This window comes from Streptomyces sp. NPDC054757 (genome assembly GCF_053612185.1).
Genome location: NZ_JBSHBW010000002.1, coordinates 32,771 through 51,034 on the forward strand (window position 1 = coordinate 32,771; position 18,264 = coordinate 51,034).

Annotated in this window: 18 protein-coding genes; 12 read left to right on the forward strand and 6 right to left on the reverse strand. The window is 71.9% G+C overall.

The window, feature by feature from the left end:
- Positions 1 to 6 precede the first annotated feature (6 nt).
- A complete protein-coding gene (locus ACWGKJ_RS02890; protein WP_385025931.1) occupies positions 7 to 858 on the forward strand; it encodes a helix-turn-helix domain-containing protein in 852 nt (283 codons plus the stop codon).
- Between the two features lie 177 nt (positions 859 to 1,035).
- Here the strand turns inward: ACWGKJ_RS02890 and ACWGKJ_RS02895 are convergent, their stop codons facing one another.
- Complete coding sequence (locus ACWGKJ_RS02895; RefSeq protein ID WP_385025977.1) at positions 1,036 to 2,181, reverse strand: ABC transporter ATP-binding protein; 1,146 nt, start codon at positions 2,179 to 2,181, stop codon at positions 1,036 to 1,038.
- A gap of 373 nt (positions 2,182 to 2,554) precedes the next feature.
- Complete coding sequence (locus tag ACWGKJ_RS02900) at positions 2,555 to 4,696, reverse strand: S9 family peptidase (protein WP_385025934.1); 2,142 nt, start codon at positions 4,694 to 4,696, stop codon at positions 2,555 to 2,557.
- A 232-nt stretch (positions 4,697 to 4,928) separates the two neighbouring features.
- Between ACWGKJ_RS02900 and ACWGKJ_RS02905 the strand changes: the two genes are divergently transcribed.
- The 8 genes from ACWGKJ_RS02905 (at position 4,929) to ACWGKJ_RS02940 (ending at position 12,493) form a co-directional block, all read left to right on the forward strand.
- Positions 4,929 to 5,123, forward strand: a complete 195-nt coding sequence (locus ACWGKJ_RS02905) for a hypothetical protein (RefSeq protein WP_164263029.1) — start codon at positions 4,929 to 4,931, stop codon at positions 5,121 to 5,123.
- A 49-nt stretch (positions 5,124 to 5,172) separates the two neighbouring features.
- Positions 5,173 to 6,120: an N-acetyl-1-D-myo-inositol-2-amino-2-deoxy-alpha-D-glucopyranoside deacetylase gene (gene mshB, locus ACWGKJ_RS02910; protein WP_385025938.1), complete on the forward strand. Its 948-nt coding sequence runs from the start codon at positions 5,173 to 5,175 to the stop codon at positions 6,118 to 6,120.
- A complete protein-coding gene (locus ACWGKJ_RS02915; RefSeq protein ID WP_385025941.1) occupies positions 6,117 to 6,524 on the forward strand; it encodes a DUF6113 family protein in 408 nt (135 codons plus the stop codon). The genes mshB and ACWGKJ_RS02915 overlap by 4 nt, the downstream gene beginning before the upstream one ends.
- A 164-nt stretch (positions 6,525 to 6,688) precedes the next feature.
- Positions 6,689 to 8,797: a peptidoglycan binding domain-containing protein gene (locus tag ACWGKJ_RS02920; RefSeq protein ID WP_385025944.1), complete on the forward strand. Its 2,109-nt coding sequence runs from the start codon at positions 6,689 to 6,691 to the stop codon at positions 8,795 to 8,797.
- A 270-nt stretch (positions 8,798 to 9,067) separates the two neighbouring features.
- Positions 9,068 to 9,991, forward strand: coding sequence for an ABC transporter ATP-binding protein (locus ACWGKJ_RS02925; RefSeq protein ID WP_385025947.1), 924 nt, complete (start codon positions 9,068 to 9,070; stop codon positions 9,989 to 9,991).
- Positions 9,988 to 10,728, forward strand: a complete 741-nt coding sequence (locus ACWGKJ_RS02930; protein WP_385025950.1) for an ABC transporter permease — start codon at positions 9,988 to 9,990, stop codon at positions 10,726 to 10,728. Before ACWGKJ_RS02925 ends, ACWGKJ_RS02930 begins: the two co-directional genes overlap by 4 nt.
- On the forward strand, positions 10,725 to 11,891 hold the full coding sequence (locus tag ACWGKJ_RS02935) for a sensor histidine kinase (protein ID WP_385025953.1): 1,167 nt from the start codon (positions 10,725 to 10,727) through the stop codon (positions 11,889 to 11,891). Before ACWGKJ_RS02930 ends, ACWGKJ_RS02935 begins: the two co-directional genes overlap by 4 nt.
- The gene (locus tag ACWGKJ_RS02940) at positions 11,888 to 12,493 is read left to right on the forward strand and encodes a response regulator transcription factor (RefSeq protein WP_385025956.1); all 606 of its coding nucleotides are present in this window, start codon (positions 11,888 to 11,890) and stop codon (positions 12,491 to 12,493) included. Before ACWGKJ_RS02935 ends, ACWGKJ_RS02940 begins: the two co-directional genes overlap by 4 nt.
- 19 nt (positions 12,494 to 12,512) lie before the next feature.
- Here ACWGKJ_RS02940 and ACWGKJ_RS02945 read toward each other — a convergent pair whose 3' ends face one another.
- The gene (locus ACWGKJ_RS02945) at positions 12,513 to 13,064 is read right to left on the reverse strand and encodes a DUF2000 family protein (RefSeq protein WP_385025959.1); all 552 of its coding nucleotides are present in this window, start codon (positions 13,062 to 13,064) and stop codon (positions 12,513 to 12,515) included.
- On the opposite strand from ACWGKJ_RS02945, the gene ACWGKJ_RS02950 reads away from it, so the two are divergent.
- Complete coding sequence (locus tag ACWGKJ_RS02950) at positions 13,063 to 13,869, forward strand: helix-turn-helix transcriptional regulator (RefSeq protein ID WP_385025962.1); 807 nt, start codon at positions 13,063 to 13,065, stop codon at positions 13,867 to 13,869. The two genes, ACWGKJ_RS02945 and ACWGKJ_RS02950, sit on opposite strands and share 2 nt — an antisense overlap.
- Positions 13,870 to 13,954: 85 nt before the next feature.
- Here the strand turns inward: ACWGKJ_RS02950 and ACWGKJ_RS02955 are convergent, their stop codons facing one another.
- Positions 13,955 to 14,797 carry a transglutaminase-like domain-containing protein gene (locus tag ACWGKJ_RS02955; RefSeq protein WP_385025965.1) on the reverse strand — a complete coding sequence of 281 codons (843 nt, stop codon included), beginning with the start codon at positions 14,795 to 14,797 and terminating at the stop codon, positions 13,955 to 13,957.
- A 17-nt stretch (positions 14,798 to 14,814) separates the two neighbouring features.
- Complete coding sequence (locus ACWGKJ_RS02960; protein WP_385025968.1) at positions 14,815 to 15,888, reverse strand: GNAT family N-acetyltransferase; 1,074 nt, start codon at positions 15,886 to 15,888, stop codon at positions 14,815 to 14,817.
- Positions 15,889 to 16,001: 113 nt separating this feature from the next.
- On the opposite strand from ACWGKJ_RS02960, the gene fdxA reads away from it, so the two are divergent.
- A complete protein-coding gene (fdxA, locus tag ACWGKJ_RS02965) occupies positions 16,002 to 16,322 on the forward strand; it encodes a ferredoxin (RefSeq protein WP_164267011.1) in 321 nt (106 codons plus the stop codon).
- A gap of 140 nt (positions 16,323 to 16,462) precedes the next feature.
- Positions 16,463 to 17,563: a succinyldiaminopimelate transaminase gene (gene dapC, locus ACWGKJ_RS02970; protein ID WP_385025971.1), complete on the forward strand. Its 1,101-nt coding sequence runs from the start codon at positions 16,463 to 16,465 to the stop codon at positions 17,561 to 17,563.
- 71 nt (positions 17,564 to 17,634) lie between these two features.
- Here dapC and ACWGKJ_RS02975 read toward each other — a convergent pair whose 3' ends face one another.
- Positions 17,635 to 18,051, reverse strand: a complete 417-nt coding sequence (locus ACWGKJ_RS02975) for an ATP-binding protein (protein WP_385030529.1) — start codon at positions 18,049 to 18,051, stop codon at positions 17,635 to 17,637.
- Between the last annotated feature and the right edge of the window lie 213 nt (positions 18,052 to 18,264).

Here is an 18,264-nt window from a genome sequence, read left to right on the forward strand (position 1 = left end):
TAACCGGTGAGCACTGACTACCAGCAAGCCAGGACGGCCCTGGGGGCGCGACTGCGCGAACTCCGGTTCACCTGCCCTGGTGGTCGTCTTACCGGTCAGCAGCTTGCCCAGCGGCTTGGCTGGCAGGGCTCCAAGGTCAGCAAGCTGGAGAACGCCAAGCAGACAGCCACTCCCGAGGATCTGAGGTCATGGGCCGACGCGACCGAGCAGCCGGGCGTGTACCCCGAGCTTGCCGCCCGGCTGGCGGGGTTCGAGTCCCACATCAGGTCATGGCGTCGCGCGCTGGCGAACGGCTTCAAGCCGCTGCACGAGGGGCTGAGCGCCGAGATCGACCGCACCTCGGAAATGTGGCTCTGGGAAGAGTCAGTGATCCCTGGTCTGTTGCAGACCCCCGAGTACGCGCGCCACGTCATCCAGCGGTATGCCGACCTGTTGGGTGGAGCCAGCGACATCGAGTCCGCTGTGCGCTCCCGGGTGCAGAGGCAGGAGTGGCTGTACCGGCCCGGCTGCAAGCTGCACGTCCTGGCGTGGGAAGCGGCGTTGCGGTCGCTGGTCTGTCCGCCCTCCGTGCTGGCCGCCCAGCTCGACCGCCTTTCCGGGATGCTCGGTATGGACACTGTGGAGCTGGGCGTTATCCCGTTCACGGCCTCCGTCAAGATCGTGCCCGCTAACGGCTTCTGGCTCCTCGATGACCGCCTGGTGGTCGCGGAGGACTGGCACGCCGAGATGTGGTTGGACGACGCCGACAACATCGCCTTGTACTCGAAGGTCTGGCGGACCCTGCATGAGTCGGCCGTGTATGCGTCTGACGCCCACAACGTCATCAACTCCGCCCGCCGTGCACTGAACTCGCATTGACGGATCGCCTGGGCCGAGGCCAGAGAAGACGTCTCCGGGGCCCGTGCTGGCAGGTACGGCCCGCGGTCGCCCCGCGTGGGGGCTCCAGGCCCGGGGAGACCCCACGGTAGGCCGCCGCTGGGCATCCCCGTACCCGCAGGCCCGGCCCGGGGGAGGGCCGGGACGGATCACACCGCGCTAGACGCTCTCCACGCCGGGCGCGTCCGGGCCGCCCGGGTCCGTCTCCAGTTCCCGCAGTGCCGGGTCGAGGATGATCTCCGACTCGCGTTCCGTCGTGGGGGCCTCGGGGAAGTGGCAGGCCGTCAGGTGCCCGTCCCGGTTGCCGTCGACCCGTACCAGCGGGGGCTCCTCGGCCGCGCACTTGTCCTGCGCCTTCCAGCAGCGGGTACGGAAGCGGCAGCCGGAGGGCGGCGAGATCGGGGACGGTACGTCGCCCGCGAGCCGGATGCGTTCATGGACGGCGCGGTCCTCGTCGCTGATGAGCGCGGGCTCCGGGACCGCCGAGAGCAGCGCGTGGGTGTACGGATGGCGGGGCTGCTGGTAGATGGAGTCCCGGTCGCCCACCTCGACGATCTTTCCGAGGTACATGACGGCGACCCGGTCCGAGAAGTGCCGGACGACCGCCAGGTCGTGGGCGATGAACAGGAAGGCGATGTCCAGCTCGCGCTGGAGTTCCTGGAGGAGGTTGACGACCTGGGCCTGGATGGAGACGTCGAGTGCGGAGACCGGCTCGTCGGCCACGATGAGTTTCGGCTCCAGGGCGAGGGCGCGGGCGACGCCGATGCGCTGGCGCTGGCCGCCGGAGAACTCGTGCGGGAAGCGGTTGTAGTGCTCCGGGTTGAGGCCGACGATCTCCAGGAGTTCGCGGATCCGGTGCTCGCGGCCGCCCTTGGGGTTGATGCCGTTGATCTCCATCGGGCCGCCGATGATCTTGCCGACCGTCTGGCGGGGGTTGAGCGACGAGTAGGGGTCCTGGAAGATCATCTGGATCTCGGGGCGTACCGGCGCCAGCTGACGGCGGCCCGCGCGGGTGATGTCCTGGCCCCGGTAGACGAGCCGGCCGGAGGTCGGTTCGAGCAGCCGGGTCAGCACCCGCCCGGTGGTGGACTTGCCGCACCCCGACTCGCCCACCAGGCCGAAGCTCTCGCCGGTGTGCAGGGTGAGGTCGATGCCGTCGACGGCCTGGACCGCGCCGATCCTGCGCTTGAAGGGAAAGCCGCCCATGATGGGGAAGTGCTTGGTCAGCCCCTCGGCGGAGAGCAGTACCTCACCCTGGCGGGGCGCCTTGTCGCGGGGAGCGGGAATGGTGGCCTCGTGCGCCATGTCGTATCGCTTCCTCGGTGTGGTGTCCTGACCCCGGCCGGTGGGCCCGGTCGTGGCTTGATCCATCAACTCCCTTGCCAGCGGTGCGGGATGGGCTCTTCCGTGCTCGTCCGTGCTCTGCCCGTGCTTCTGCCCCGCTGTTGGAACCATCGCAGCTGAGCGAGCGTGGCCCGGTGCGAGGACGCGAGTCAAGGGTCCGAACCGCCGGAGTTCTTCGGCGGAGTGCTTTAACAGAGCGGCAATCCTGCTGTGGCGGAGCCGATATACGGGACCGGCAGAGTGGGGGGCTACGGGGCCGTGCGGGTGCCGTGGACCGGCCGGGGTGATGTGTCACCCCGGCCGGTCGCCCCGGCCCCTGTCTGACGCGCCCTGCTCAGCCGGTCGCGTGCGGCGCCGGATCCAGGGACCGCCGGATGAAGTCCACCTGGAGCAGCAGCAGGTTCTCCGCCACCTGTTCCTGCGGTGTCATATGGGTGACACCGGAGAGCGGCAGCACCTCGTGCGGGCGGCCCGCGGCGAGCAGCGCCGATGAGAGCCGCAGGGTGTGGGCCGCGACCACGTTGTCGTCCGCCAGGCCGTGGATGATCATTAGCGGCCCGGCCGGATTCTCCGGAGCCGAGAGGCCGTCGTCGGTGACGAGCGAGCTCGCCGCGTACACCCCGGGCTGCTCGCCCGGGTCGCCGAGATAGCGCTCGGTGTAGTGGGTGTCGTACAGCCGCCAGTCGGTGACCGGCGCGCCCGCGACCCCCGCGTGGAACACATCGGGGCGGCGCAGCACGGCGAGCGCGGCGAGGTAACCGCCGTACGACCAGCCGCGGATGGCGACCCGGCCCAGGTCGAGCGGGAACCCCTGGGCGGCCAGGCCGTGCAGGGCGTCGACCTGGTCGTCGAGGGTGAGCGTGAAGTCGTCCCTGATGGCCTTCTCCCACGCGGGGGAGCGGCCCGGGGTCCCCCGGCCGTCCGCGACGACCACCGCGAAGCCCTGGTCGGCGAACCACTGCGACGTGAGGTGCGCGTTGTGCGCGGCGACCACCCGCTGGCCGTGCGGGCCGCCGTACGGGTCGAGGAGGACCGGGAGGGGGCCGTCCGATTCCCGGTACCCGCCGGGGAGCAGGACGGCGCACGGAATTTTTCGTGCGCCCCCCTCGGTGAACTTCACGCGGGGGGTGAGACCCGGGGCTTCCGCGTACGAGGCGACCGTGGCCACCTCCTTGCCGTCCCGCAGCACCCGGACATCCGTACCCGGCCGCTCCATCCGGGCCGAGAGCAGCACCGTGACCCCGCCGGAGCGCACCGCCGAGTGCACACCGGGGCCTTCCGAAAGGCGCTCCACGCCCAGCTCGTTGACCCGGTACACATGGATCTCGCCGGTCTCGGGGCGGGCGGCGGCCTCGCCCGCCGAAGCGGAGACCAGCACGTCGTCAACAGAGATGTCCAGCACCGCCCGAACGTGCAACTCCGGCCCGGTGAGCAGCCGGTCGCCGACCGCGAGGACCCGTGCGCCCCCCTCGTCGGCGATCCGGACCAGACCGCCCGCGGGCGCCCAGGCGGGCACCCCGGGGAAGAGGTCGAGCCACACCGGGTCCTCGTCGACATGCACGGTCCTGGTGGTGCCGGACTCCGTGTCGACCCCCAGATAGCGCTGGCTGCGCTGGTCACGTGCCTGGACGAGCAGCAGGGGCGCACCCTCCTGCGACCAGTGCACGGCCGCCAGATACGGGTAACGGACGCGGTCCCAGACCACTTCGGTGCGGGCGCCGTCCAGGGCGTACAGAAAGAGCCGAACCTCGGCGTTGGGGGTGCCGGCCGCCGGATAGCCGACCTGTGCGGGCTCCCGCTCGGGGTGTGCGGGATCGGCGATCCACCAGCGCTGTACGGCGCTGTCGTCGGCCCGCGCCACCAGCAGGCTCCGCGAGTCGGGCGCCCACCAGAAGCCGCGCGAGCGCTGCATCTCCTCGGCCGCGACGAACTCGGCGACCCCGTACGTGACATGGGTGTCCTCCGGCTCCGCGAGCACCCCGTCACCCTCCCCGTCCGCGCCCACGACGCGCAGCGCGCCACCGCTCACATAGGCGATACGGCTGCCGTCCGGGGACGGCCTGGGGTCGATGACCGGTCCAGGCACCGGCAGCTCCCGGGTGCCGCCGTCCCGCAGACCGGCCGTGAACAGCCGTCCGGACAGGGCGAAAGCGGCCAGCTCGGCGGCGCCGTCGACCGCGTACCCGACGATGCCGGCCGAGCCCTCCCTGCTCCGTTCGCGGCGGGCCCGCTCCCCGGCCGAGAGCTGCTCGGCCGCCCCGCCGAGCAGTACCTCGGGGTCGGCGGCGACGCGCTCCTGTGCGCCCTGCCCGGTGTCGAGCACCCAGAGCCGGTTCGCCCGGTCCGTTCCGGTGGGGGAGCGCAGGTAGACGACCCGGCTGCCGTCCGGCGACACCGTGAAGGCGCGCGGGGCGCCGAGCGTGAAGCGCTGGGTCCTGGCGAACCGGCGCGGAAAGGAGTGTTCGTTCGATGTCATGCGACCGAACCTAGTACCGCGGCGGACGACGGAGGAGGCACGGCGGAGCACGCCCGGCGGCGGGCATGTGCCGACCGGTTCTGCCGGGGGCGTACGTCCATGCGCCCCTCGTGCTGCCGTGCATCGATCATGCACGGCGCCGGATAGTTATGATCCGTAGCGCTAGGTGGGTATGAGGCTACCGGCAGTGGTGGCATGCCCCTGGACCGTACGCAAATGGAGGTGAACCGTCATGGCGCTCTCGATCTCGGCGGTGGTGCTGCTGACGATCATCGTCGTGCTCATGGTCAGGAAGTCGGGGCTGAAGGCAGGGCACGCGGTGGTCTGCGCGCTGCTGGGCTTCTACCTGGCCAGCTCGTCAGTGGCGCCCACCATCCACTCGCTGACGACCAATGTGGCCGGGATGATCGGCGGCATCAAGTTCTGAGCCGGTGTCCGGACACCCCGGGGGTGCGCACGGCTCGTACGCTGGTCCCATGACGGACCTCCCCGACCGGCGCCTGCTCCTGGTGCACGCGCACCCCGACGACGAGTCGATCAACAACGGCGCCACCATGGCCGCGTACGCCGCCGATGGCGCCCACGTCACCCTGGTGACCTGCACTCTCGGCGAGGAGGGTGAGGTCATCCCGCCGGAACTCGCCCATCTGACGTCGGACCGCGAGGACGGTCTCGGCGCCCGTCGCATCGGTGAACTGGCCGCCGCGATGAGGGAGCTGGGCGTCACCGACCACCGCTTCCTCGGCGGCCCCGGACGCTTCCGGGACTCCGGGATGATGGGCGTCGGACAGAACCACCGCGAGGGCGCCTTCTGGAACACGGCGGTGGACCACGCGGCCTCGTACCTCGTCGAAGTGGTCCGTTCGGTGCGGCCGCAGGTCCTGGTGACGTACGACACCAACGGCGGCTACGGCCATCCCGACCACATCCAGGCGCACCGTGTCGCGATGCGCGCCGCCGAACTCGCGGCCGAGCCCGCCTTCCGGCCGGAGCTCGGCGCACCGCACACCATCGCGAAGATCTACTGGAACCGGGTGCCGCGCTCGGTGGCCGAAGCGGGCTTCGCCCGGCTGCGGGCGGCCGGTGCCGGCTTCCCCGGGATCGCGGACATCGGCGATGTGCCGGGGGTCGTGGACGACGCGGTCGTCACCACCGAGATCGACGGCACGGCGTACGCGGCGGCCAAGTCGGCCGCGATGCGCGCGCACGCCACCCAGATCGTGGTGGACGGCCCGTTCTTCGCGCTCTCCAACGACCTGGGCCAGCCGCTCTTCACGCGTGAGTACTACGAACTGGTGCGGGGCACACCGGGAGCGCCGGACGGCGAGCGCGAGACGGACTTCTTCGCGGGGATCCCGGGTGTCGCTGCGACCCCGGACCTGGCGGCCGGCGCAGCGCCGGGCACCACGGGAGCGTCCGCATGAGCGCCGGCCAGCACGGTCCGGGCCTCGCCGCCCCGCTGAACCCCCGCCGTATCGCTGCCTACTTCGGGCTGGTCGTCCTCGGCGCACTGGCCGGCCTCGCGGGCGCGCTCGTCCAGGCCGGCTGGTTCCCCGGCGGTCTGGTGCTCGCTCTGGTGGGCACCGCGGCCGTCTTCTACGGCGGCCGGGTGGCGACCGGGACGGCGGTCGGGGTCGGCGCCCCCGCCATCGGCTGGCTGGTCGCCGTCATGCTGCTGACCGCCACCCGCCCCGAGGGCGACTTCGTCTTCGCCGCGGGGACCGGGTCGTATGTCTTCCTGCTCGGCGGGATGGTGGCCGCTGTGATCTGTGCCACCGTACGGAAAGTGCCGCGGCCACCGGCCGATTACGCCCGACCTGGCAAGTGATGTGCCGCTTCGCCCGGTGAACCGGGCCCGGCCGCGGGGCGGTCGGAACGTCGCATTCCGCTGGGTGGGGGGTGCGATCGCGCCGTGCCCAGTATGGTGGTGCGCGCCGCCGAACCTCCCGCACCAGTAAGAACGGGCGGCGGAGCCAACCGGGAGAACCTGCCTTGAGTCGTGAAACTGACAGTTCGTCCACCGGCCGCCAGGGACGTGGCGGGGCCGCGTACCCCTCGGGCACGCCGCCGTACGGAACCCGCCAGTCTCCGGAGGAGACCGCAGGGGCGGCTCCCGAGCCGCAGCCGGACGAGCCCAGGACCGAGACCACGCTGACGACGCGCATCCGGATCAACATCCCCGGCTCGCGGCCGATTCCGCCGGTCGTCATGCGGACGCCCATGGGCGAGAGCGAACCCATCGACGGCGCCCGCGGCACCGACCAGGAGCGCACCGCGGCGATGTCGCTGCCGCCCGAGCCGGAACCGGAGCCCGAGGCGCCGAAGGCCGAGCGGCCCACCAGTGACTGGTTCGCGCCGCGCAAGCCCGCCGCGGCCTCCGGGTCGCCTTCGCCCTCCGGGTCCTCCGCGCCGTCCCCGTCCTCCGGGCCCGCTGCGTCCTCCGCGCAGTCCGGGCTCAACGGGGCGGGGGGAGCGCCGCGTTCCGGCGGACCGTCCGGGCCCGGCGGACCGTCCGCCGCTCCGGGGCCGCGCGGGCCCGGAGCGCAGGACGGTGCGGGCCCCCGCTCCGATCTGCCGTACTTCTCCGACCGGCCGCAGCAGGGCACGGGTGGACCCGGCGCCCCCGGTACGCCGGGCGCCCCCGGTACGTCCGGTCCTTCCGGGGCGCAGTCCGGGCCTCCCGGTGCCCTCGGCTCGCTCGGACCGCTCGGTTCCGCGGGGCTCGCCGGTCCGTCCGGCCCGACGACAGGGCCCGCGACCGGCACCAGTTCCCTGACGCCGCCGCTCGGCGACACCCCCTCCGGCGCCGGGGGGACCGGGACCCCGCTGTCGGACGACACCGCCGTACTGACACCGCAGCAGCTCGCGCCCGGGTACGGTCCCGGCGCCGGTGGCCAGGGCGCCCCGCCGGCCGGCGGCAATGTCTCGGGCTCCACGCTCAGCAGCGGGGTCCCGGTGGCTCCTTCCGAGCGCCGGGCGCCGTTCCCGCCTGGCCCCGGCGGCGGCCCCGGCGGCGGTACAGGTCCCGGCCAGGGCGCGCCCGTCGGCGCCGGGGCGCCGCGCTCCGAAGGACCCACGGCGTTCAGCCCGTCCGAGCACCCCGGCGTGGTCCCCACCCCGGCCCCCGCGCCGGTCCGCCCGGCCGCGCCGGCCAGGAAGGGCCGCTCGAAGCTGAGCCTCATCGCGGTCGGCGTCGTCGTGCTCGCCGGTGTGGCCTACGGCGCCGGGCTGCTGATGAACCACTCCGACGTACCCAAGGGCACCACCGTGCTCGGTGTCGACATCGGCGGCGGCACCCGCGACGAGGCCGTCAACAAGCTCGACAGCGCGCTCGGCAGCCGGGTCAACGCCCCGATCCAGCTGAGCGTCGACGGCCGCAGGACCGAGCTCAGGCCCGCGACGGCCGGACTCACCCTGGAGACCCAGGCCACCGTGCGCAGCGCCGCGGGCAGTGACTACAACCCCGTGTCCGTGATCGGTTCGCTCTTCGGCGGCCGGCGCCAGATCGAACCGGTCCTGCCGACCGACGAGGAGAAGCTCGGCGCCGCGCTCACCGATCTGGCGGGCACGTCGGGCTCGGCGTCGGACGGCACGATCAAGTTCGTACCGGGCAAGGCCGTCGCCGTACCGGGCAAGGCGGGCAAGTCGCTGGACGTCAACAAGTCGATGGTCGCCGTCCGGGACGCGTTCCGGGCACAGGTCCAGACCGGAAAGGCGCGCACCGTGCCGCTCCCGGTCACGGCCAGACAGCCGACGATCTCCCAGACCGAGATCGACCGGGCCATGAAGGAGTTCGCGAAGCCCGCGATGTCCGGTCTGATCACGATCAAGGCGGGCAGCAAGCAGATCCAGTTCGGCCCGGAGAAGTCGCTGCCCAAGATCCTCTCCATGAAGCCCGTCGACGGACGGCTCGAACAGGTCTACAACCGGACCGCCATCGACCAGCTTCTGGAAGGTGTCTTCGACGGCATCATGATCACCAAGGGCGACGGGCAGAAGCACCAGGTCTCGGCCACCGACGTGGCCCAGGCCATGCAGCCCGCGCTGCTCGGCAAGACACCCGCGCAGCGCACGGCCACGATCAATCTCGACCCGAGCTGACCTGGGCCGCGCCGAGACCTGTACGAGAGCCATTCGTACGAGAGCCACCCGTACGAGAGCCACCCGTACGAGAGCCGCACCCGTACGCGGCTCGTGGCCGCACCACAGTGACACCGCACCACAGCGACACTCGTACGACAATCAGGCCCCCGCCGGCCGCACGAACCAGACCGGCGGGGGCTCTGTCATGCCTCGGCTATGACATCTGTCATCGTCAGTCCACGACAGGCGGCTCTGCCGCCGGTGGCGCCGGTACGCGAGGCTGTACCCATGACGAAGACGACAGCACCGCCCACCACCGTGGCCAGCTTCGAGCAGGTGAACAAGAGCTACGGCGAGGTCCGGGCCGTGGACGGCCTCACCCTCGAACTGCACCCCGGCGAGACCGTCGCGCTCCTCGGCCCCAACGGGGCGGGCAAGTCGTCGACGCTCGACCTCCTGCTCGGACTGCGCAACGCCGACTCGGGCACCGTCCGGGTCTTCGGCACCACCCCCGAGCAGGCCATCAGGGACGGCCGCGTCGGCGCCATGCTGCAGAGCGGCGGTCTGATGGAGGACGTCAAGGTCCGCGAGCTGGTCCAGCTCGCCTGCGATCTGCACCGCCACCCGCGCCCGGTCGCCGACGTGCTCGACCGCGCGGGCATCACCCAGATCGCCGACCGTATGGTCAACAAGCTCTCCGGCGGCCAGGAGCAGCGGGTCCGCTTCGCGCTGGCGACGGCCGGTGACAACGACCTGATCGTCCTCGACGAGCCGACCACCGGTATGGACGTCTCCGCCCGGCACGCCTTCTGGGCCACCATGCGTGAACAGGCCGACCAGGGCCGTACGGTCCTCTTCGCCACCCACTACCTGGAGGAGGCGGACGCCATCGCCGACCGCGTCCTGGTCCTGCACAAGGGGCGGCTGCTCGCCGACGGGACCGCCTCCGAGATCAAGGCCAAGGCCGGCGCCCGGCGGATCGCCTTCGACCTGGAGGGTCTGATCGACGAGGACGTGCTGCGCGCCCTGCCGTTCCTGACCGCTTTCGACGTATCCGGCCGCACCGTCCGTATCCAGTCGTCCGACGCCGACGCCACCGTCCACGCGCTGTACGGACTCGGGCTCTACCCCCGCAACCTCGAAGTCGCGGGCCTCGGCCTGGAGCAGGCCTTCGTCGCCATCACCGAGGCCGAGGAGGCCAAAGCAGTATGAGGACCCTGATCAAGCTCGAAATCACCCGGACGCTGCGGAACAAGAAGTTCATGTTCTTCTCGATCCTCTACCCCTCGATGCTGTACCTGATCATCTCCAGCGGCGCCTCCTCGTCGGACAAGCTCGGCAACACCGGCCTCACCCTGCAGAACTTCTACGTGGTCGCGATGGCCTCCTTCGGCGCGCTCACCGCGGTTCTCATGGGCAACAGCGAGCGCATCGCCAAGGAGCGCGAGAAGGGCTGGGTGCGCCAGCTGCGCCTCACTTCGCTGCCGGGCCGCGGCTATGTCCTCGCGAAGATCGGCAGCGCGGCCGTGGTCACCCTGCCGTGCATCGTCGTGGTCTTCATCGTGGCGGCGCTCGCCAAGAGCGTACGGTTCGACGCCTGGCAGTGGCTGGCCCTGACCGGTGTCATCTGGGCCGGCAGCCTGGTCTTCGCCGCGCTCGGCGTCGCCATCGGGTACATCGCCAGCGGGGACGCGGTCCGGCCGATCACCATGATCATCTACTTCGGCCTCTCCATCCTCGGCGGCCTCTGGATCCCCACCACGACCTTCCCGCAGTGGCTGGGGAACATCGCGGAGTGGCTGCCCACCCATGCGTACGCCGGTCTCGGTCAGGCCATCGAACTGGGCAACGCCCCGCACGCCAAGGACGTCGCCATCCTCTTCGTCTACTTCCTGATCTTCGCGGGCGGCGCCGCCTGGCTGTACCGGAAGGACACACTGAAGGCGTGAACCAGGAACGAGTGGTCGGTATCGGCACAGTGCCCGAGAACCCCAGGGAAGCCGCCAGGAAGATGCTCTGGATCGGCATCTGGCTGGTCTTCCTCGCCACCCCGCTGAACGCACTGCTCGACGGCCGCTATTCGGCCGCCGGGCAGGCGCTCGGCTGGACGGGCCTGATGCTCTTCGTCGGCCTGTACCTCGTCATGGTCTTCCGGCACACCGGCCGCTCACGCCGCCCGGACTCCGTCAACAGCACCCTGGCCGCCGTCCTGGGTCTTATCGCCGTCGGGCTCAATCTGGCCCTCGGCTCTCCCTGGCTCGTGCTCTTCGTGTACGTGGCGGTGAACTGCGGTGCGGTCCTGCCGCTGCGGCGGGCGGCCTGGGGGATCCTCGGGGCCACGGCGCTGCTGTGTCTCCTCGCCCTCCGTACCGGTGATCTGGAGCAGCAGGCCGGGCCGCTGCTCGTCCCCACCCTGCTCGGCGGATTCGCGATGACCGGGGTGCGGCAGCTGATCCGTACGACGGTCGAGCTGAAGGAGGCCCGCGCCACGGTCGCCCAGCTCGCCGCCAACGAGGAGCGGCTGCGGATGGCCCGCGATCTGCACGACCTGCTCGGCCACTCCCTGTCGCTGATCACGCTCAAGTCCGAGCTGGCCGGCCGGATGCTCCCGGACCACCCGGGGCAGGCGGCCGGCCAGGTCGCGGACATCGAGCAGGTCAGCAGGCAGGCGCTGACCGATGTACGGGAAGCGGTCACCGGCTACCGCCGCCCCACCCTGCCCGGCGAACTGGCAGGCGCCCGCACCGCGCTCGCGGCGGCGGGCATCACAGCCGATGTGCCCGCCGAGGTGCCGGAGGACTTCCGGGCGGGCGAGCTGGACGAGGACCGGGAGGCCGCCCTCGCCTGGGCCCTGCGCGAGGGCATCACCAACGTCGTACGCCACAGCGCCGCCCGCCACTGCACCGTCACGCTCGGCTCCCGGCAGACCCTGGACGGCCGCCGCGTCGAACTCGTGGTGCGCGACGACGGCAGGAACGCCACCGCGGGCCCGCACGGCAACGGGCTCACCGGCCTGGCCGAGCGCCTCGCCAAGGCCGGCGGCACGCTCGATACGCAAGCCGGTCCCGGCTTCACCCTCACCGCACGCGTCCCTCTAGGATCCGGTGCATGATCAGGCTCCTGCTCGCCGAGGACCAGGCCATGGTCCGTGAGGCCCTCGCCGCCCTGCTGGGGCTTGAGCCGGATTTCGAGGTCGTGGCCCAGGTGGCCCGTGGCGACGAGGTCCTGGCCGCCGCCCGGGAGCATGCCGTCGATGTCGCCCTGCTCGACATCGAGATGCCGGGCCTGACCGGTATCGAGGCGGCGGCGCAGCTCCAGCGCGAACTCCCCGCGCTCAGGGTCGTCGTCCTCACCACCTTCGGCCGCCCCGGCTATCTCCGCCGGGCCATGGAGTCGGGCGCCCACGCCTTCCTGGTCAAGGACGCCCCCGCGGCCCAGCTGGCCACCGCGGTACGGAAGGTGCTCGCCGGGGAGCGGGTCATCGACCCCACCCTGGCAGCCGCGGCGCTCTCGGACGGCGCGAACCCGCTGACGGACCGGGAGCGCGAGGTGCTGCGCGCGGCGGCGGACGGCTCGACCAACGCGGAGCTGGCGGCCGCGCTGCATCTGTCGCAGGGCACCGTCCGCAATTACCTCTCGACGGCGATCCAGAAACTGACGGCCCGCAACCGGGCCGATGCCGTACGGATCGCCCAGGAGAAGGGCTGGCTCTGACGCCACCAGGACGCGTCCCTCACGGATGCATCCTGGCCCCCTTGAGGACCTTGTCCACCGCGTTGCGCGGCCCGTACACCGCCAGCCCCACCAGATCGAGCCGGTCGCGCCCGACCGCACGGACCGCGGCCCGGTTGTCCCGGTCGTTGCCCGTACGGAACAGATCACGGGTGAAGACGGCCCGGGGGAGCGCGCGGGACAGGACACGGGAGTGCGCGGCCCGCAGAGTCTCGCAGGCGCCCTCGAGGACCAGGACGGGCTGCCGGAACATCGGCAGATAGGCGGTGCCGTCGGCGTCGGCGTACGGTCCGCCGATCACCTCGGGCAGCGTCGGGCCGAGCCCGCTGACCAGGAACGCGGTGACGTTCAGCCGCTGCCAGGTCTCCAGGTCCTCGTGGAGCAGCACCGCGATCTTGGTGTCGAAGCGGACCGGCGCCTCGTCGGGGACGGCGGGGGAGGGGGTGGCGGCCGTGGGGCCGGGGACGGTGCCGGTGGGGTCCGGTGCGGTGTCGGTTCTCATGCTCCGAGACTGCCGGGAGGTCCCGCGCGTGGTCTTGTACGTTCTTTGCATGGTGTCCGTGCCGGAGGTCTCCGCATGGCGCCCGCCCGTCGCGGGTGTCGTGGAGGTCTTCCATGCCCACTTCACCGAGCACGCCTATCCGATGCATGTCCATGACGCCTGGACGCTGCTGATCGTCGACGACGGCGCGGTGCGGTACGACCTCGACCGCCATGAGCACGGCACCCCGCACGACACCGTCTCGCTGCTGCCCCCGCAGGTGCCGCACAACGGTACGCCTGCCACCCCGGAGGGCTTCCGCAAGCGGGTGCTCTATCTGGACATGACACAGCTGGACGCCGGGTACATCGGCGCCGCTGTCGACCGGCCCGACCTGGTCGACCCGGTGCTGCGCCACCGTGTCGGGCTGCTGCACCAGGCCCTGGCATCGCCGGGCGACGAGCTGGAGGCGGAGAGCCGGCTGGCCCTCATCGGTGAGCGGCTGCGCGGTCATCTGCGGCCCGGCACCCCGCCCCGCCGGCCGGACGAGGACAGCAGGTCCGTCGCGGACCGGCTGCGGGGACTGCTGGACGAACGGCTGGTCCAGGGGCTGACCCTGCGGGAGGCCGCGGCGGAGGTGCACGCCCACCCGGCCCATCTGGTACGGGCGTTCAGCGGCGCGTACGGCATCACCCCGCACCAGTATCTGACGTCCCGCCGGGTCGACCTGGCCCGCGGGCTGCTGCTCCAGGGACAGCAGCCGGGCGAGGTGGCCGCCGCCACCGGGTTCTACGACCAGTCCCATCTGACACGGCACTTCAAGCGCGTGGTGGGCATCGCTCCCGGCCGCTACGCCCGCACCGCACCGGCACGGTGAGCCCGGCCGGTAGGGGTGGCGGAGCCGTCAACCGGCAGTCGTGCGGGCGACCGGCCCCCGGGCGGCAACTGGCATCAGAGCGCCCTCAGTTGAGCATCGCACGCGCCGCCCTGGCCCGGCCGCGTACCGTCTCGGCCGCCCCCGGGTCGACCGCGGCGACCACCTCCGCGTACTCCTCCAGCTCCACCGCACCGCGCATGAAATCGCCCCGCTCCACCAGGAGCTGGGCGTGTTCGTAGCGCAGCTGCGCCGGGTGGGCGGGGAGCAGCAGGGCCAGTTCGACCGCCCAGAGCTGGACGTCCGTGCGCTCCGGGCGGGCAGCGGCCCAGGCGCGGATGTTGTTCAGCACCCGCAGGATGATCTCCAGCTGATCCGCCGGGGCGAGCATGGCCGGATCGAAGGGTGCACCCGTGGCCCCGGCGACCAGGGCCCCCGCGTCCTCCCCGGTGAGCAGCCGGCCGCCGCCGAAGGGATCGGCGAGCACCCGCTCGTCCGGCGGGCCCGCCGGATCGCCGAAGCCGACCACGAAGTGGCCCGGCAGCGCCACCCCGTACACCGGGGCCCCGGCCCGCCGCGCCACCTCGATCCACACCACCGAGAGAAGGATCGGCAGCCCACGCCCGCGCCGCAGCACCTCATGGAGGAGCGAGGACTCCAGTCGCTGGTAGTCGGCGGCGGCGCCCCTGAAGTCATGCCGTACGCCGAGGAGTTCGCCCAGGGCGAGGGCCCAGGCGCGGGCCCCGGTCACCCCGAACGGCAGCGCGCCCGCCAGCCGGTCGAGTTCGATCTGGGCCGCGTCGATGCCGTCCTGGCCGAGTGAGGGATCGGCCTCCGTGCCCACCAGCAGACACAGCAGGGCGAGATCGGGCCGCTCCGAGCGGGCCTCCTCGGCGAACTGCCGTCGCCAGTCGGTGGATTGCTCGTCCATATCGCTCTCGTACCCGCCTATGCCGTGGGGATGTGCTGCCGGTAGTGGTGGTAGCTGTGGTGGGTCCGGAAGCCCATGCCGTCGTAGAGCGCACGGGCCCCGGTGTTCTCCTCCTCGACCTGGAGCCAGGCCGCCGACGCGCCCTCGTCGAGCGCCCGGCGGGCCAGCGCGGTCATGACGGCGCTCGCCAGGCCCTGGCGGCGGACCGCCGGGTCCACCTCCACGGCCATGAACCCCGCCCACCGCCCGTCGGTCACACAGCGGCCGATCGCCAGGGGCACTCCGTCCGGACCGGCGACCGAGGCGAACCAGGTCGAAGGACCGCTGCCGAGCACCGCGAGCACGGCCGGATCCGGGGCGCTGCACCGCTGGTAGCGGGCGAGCCAGGACGCGTCACAGGAGCGCGAGAGCGCGACCCGCGCGACGGTGTCCTCCAGCGGGCGGGACGGATCGCCGAGCGGCGCCAGCGCCGCGATCCGCACCAGCGCGCTCACCTCGCGGGTCCAGCCGCGCTGTTCGAGTCCGGCCGCCAGCAGTTCCTGAGTGCCCTCGTTCCCGGTGGAGAGCTGGACGTACGCGGGCAGTCCGCGCTCCGCGTACCAGGCGTCCACCCGCTCCAGCGCCTCGTCCAGCGGGCACCCGGGATCACCGAGCGGCAGTACGGAGTTGGCACGGCGGGTGAATCCCTCCCGTCGCCCGGCCTCCGCCCCCCGACGACGTGCGTCGCGCGGCACCTCCTGGACTGCGGCCCGCAGCTGCCAGTCGCCGAGTTGCTCGCTCTCCACCGGCTGCCAGGCGCGGGCCGTGGCCCTCGCCAGTTCGGGAAAGGTCGCCGACGGGCCACGCCGCCGTGCGGGCGCCGCGGGCACGGTCTTCCCCGCGACGAGCGCCGACTCCGGGATACGGACCGACACGCCCGACCGCTGTGTGATGGACAGCACACCATCGTCCCATGATGTGAGAACGCCCACCGTGTCGGTGAACTTCGCACCGGGTGCGGCCTCGTTGGCCAGCTGCCTGACTGATACCCGTTTGCCCACGTCAACAGGTGTAATTCGGACCTCAAGGCGTCCGCCGGTAGTGAATTCCACAGCTCTCTCCGCCCCTCCTGTTCGGATCGCGCCCCGGAACGGAGATACTAGGTGTGGGCATCGACGACGCCGCGCTCCCGCGCAGAGCAGCCCTACCGAGGAGGAACGACAGCGTGACTTACGTCATCGCGCAGCCTTGTGTCGACGTCAAGGACAAGGCGTGCATCGAGGAGTGCCCCGTCGACTGCATCTACGAGGGCTCCCGGTCCTTGTACATCCACCCGGACGAATGCGTCGACTGTGGTGCCTGTGAGCCGGTCTGTCCGGTGGAAGCGATCTTCTACGAGGACGACACCCCGGAGGAGTGGAAGGACTACTACAAGGCGAACGTCGAATACTTCGACGAGCTCGGTTCGCCCGGTGGAGCCTCCAAGCTCGGCCTGATCGAGCGCGACCACCCCTTCATCGCGGCGCTGCCTCCGCAGAACGGCTGATCCCGTAACGACCCGGTCCCGTACGGCATCTTCGCCGTACGGGACCGCGGCATATGACGTGGACGCCGTTCCGCGGGGCCGCAGCCAAGCCCGCGCGGTCCGCACCGCGCGGCTTCCGTACGTACGAGAAAGTGAAGCCCGTGTCCGCACTCTCATCGCGCCTCCCCGCCTTTCCCTGGGACAAGCTGGAGCCGTACAAGGCGACGGCCGCCGTCCACCCGGACGGCATCGTGGACCTCTCCGTCGGCACCCCGGTCGACCCGGTGCCGCCGCTCGTCCGCGAGGCGCTCGTCGCCGCGGCCGATTCACCGGGGTATCCGACGGTGTGGGGGACCCCCGAGCTGCGTGACGCGCTCAGCGGCTGGTGCGAACGCAGGCTGGGCGCGCGTGAGGTCGCGCACACCAATGTGCTGCCGGTCGTCGGCTCCAAGGAGCTGGTGGCCTGGCTGCCGACGCAGCTCGGCCTGGGCGCCGGTGACCGGGTCGCCTACCCGCGGCTCGCCTACCCGACGTACGAGGTCGGGGCGCGGCTCTGCGGCGCGGAGCCCGTGGAGTACGACGACCCGACGGAGCTGGACCCGGAGGGGCTGAGGCTGCTCTGGCTCAACTCGCCGTCGAACCCGACCGGCCGGGTCCTCTCCGTGGACGAGCTGGCCCGGATCGTCGCCTGGGCGCGTGAGCACTCCGTCCTGATCGCCAGCGACGAGTGCTACTTCGAGCTGGGCTGGGAGGCCGAGCCGGTCTCGGTGCTCCACCCGGATGTCTGCGGCGGTGTGTACGAGGGCCTGATCGCCGTCCACTCGCTCTCCAAGCGCTCCAACCTGGCGGGCTACCGTGCCGCGTTCATCGCGGGCGACGACGCCGTGCTCGGTGAGCTGCTGCAGATCCGCAAGCACGGCGGGATGATGACGGCCGCGCCCGTCCAGGCGGCGGTGGTCGCCGCGCTCGGCGACGACACGCATGTGACGGAGCAGCGAGAGCGGTACCTGGCCCGGCGCACCGCCCTGCGGACCGCGCTGGAGGCGCACGGCTTCCGGATCGAGCACAGCGAGGCCAGCCTGTATCTGTGGGCGACCCGCGACGAGGCGTGCTGGGACACCGTGGCCGACCTCGCCGAACTGGGCATCCTGGTGGCGCCGGGTGACTTCTACGGGGAGGCGGGCGGGCGTTTCGTCCGGGTCGCGCTGACGGCCACGGACGAGCGGGTGGCCGCCGCGGTGAAGCGGCTGGGCGAGCGGTAGGCCGGTACGCACGCGCCGAGGCCCCCGGGAGTGGACACTCCCGGGGGCCTCGGCGTGGTGCCCGGCGGCTCCTACTTGCCGAGCGGGAGGCCCTTGACCGGCAGCTTGCCCGCGGACGGCAGGCCGCCGCCCGCGCTCTGCGCGGTGCCGCCCACCAGGGTGCCGGCGCTGCCCGCGGTGTCGCCCGCGGCCTTCTGGGCGGCCGGGGCCGCGGTCTTGCCGACGGCGCCGACGGTCTTGCCCGCGGCCGGGACGGTCTTCTTGACGGCCTTGCTGCCGGTGTCACCGGCCATGCCGGTGGTCGTCCGGGCCGCACTGTCGACGGAGTTGCCCAGGCCGGCGCCGTCGAGGGCGGTCACGCCGCCCAGGTTCGGGGTCTGCGGCAGCGCCGCGGCGTTCGCGACACCGGCCGCGGCGACCACGGGGGCCGCGCCCGCCGCGATCAGCAGCGCGGTACGGGCGATCCGACGGGGCAGGGAGAGGGACATGGTGCTCCTTGAGCGGGAGGGGACTTGGCTGTCCGGCGTCCGGACGCTGTGACAACCGCTCGGGGGGAGGGGGAAGTTGCGGTGCACCGAGGTAAAGAGTCTGCAATGCATCGCATTATCGGTTTCGGATAAAAGCGGACAAACGATGGCACGCCATAAAGCTTGCTGAACCGTCACTTCCCTTGCCCCCCATAGGGTCACCGGACCGATCAC